Genomic DNA, 516 nt, shown 5'->3' with positions numbered 1-516 from the left:
TCCCCGGCCTCCGGCAGCCGGAAGCCGACGCTGGAGGTCTCCGACCTGGAGTACCAGGAGCAGCCCCCGGAAGCAGCCGCGGAGACGGCCGCGTTCGCCGTCTACGAACCGCAGCCCCTGCCCGACGACACCGGGCAGTACGGCGTCTACACCGACGCCGCACCCGCGGCCGGGGACGCTCCCGAACCACCGGGACAGGAACAGCGGTACGACGGCTACGACCCGTACGGCGGGCCGGGGCAGGACGCCTTCGGGGACCCGAACGGCCACCCGGGCCAGGAGAGTTACCAGGGCCAGGAGAACTACCCGGGCCAGGAGACCTACCCGGGCCAGGAGACCTACCAGGGTCAGGGCGCCTACACCGGGCCGTACGACTACACCACCGGACAGCCCGACGGGCAGCACGAGTACGCCGCCTACGCCGACCCGTACGCCGGCACCGGCGCCCCCCAGGGGGCCGGGGACCACACCCCGTACGACGGCTACGGCGCCGGGACCCACGGCGACGGCAGCGGC

General features: G+C 74.2%; 1 pseudogene. It reads left to right on the top strand.

The annotated features are described in order from the left end of the window. Positions 1 to 516 (top strand): annotated as a pseudogene (locus tag IH13_RS0104280) (hypothetical protein); the annotation flags it as partial.

This window comes from Streptomyces sp. NRRL WC-3549 (assembly GCF_000721935.1).
Lineage (GTDB): Bacteria > Actinomycetota > Actinomycetes > Streptomycetales > Streptomycetaceae > Streptomyces.
Note: the sequence above shows the minus strand (reverse complement) of the source record. Positions and strands in the feature narration are given on the sequence as shown.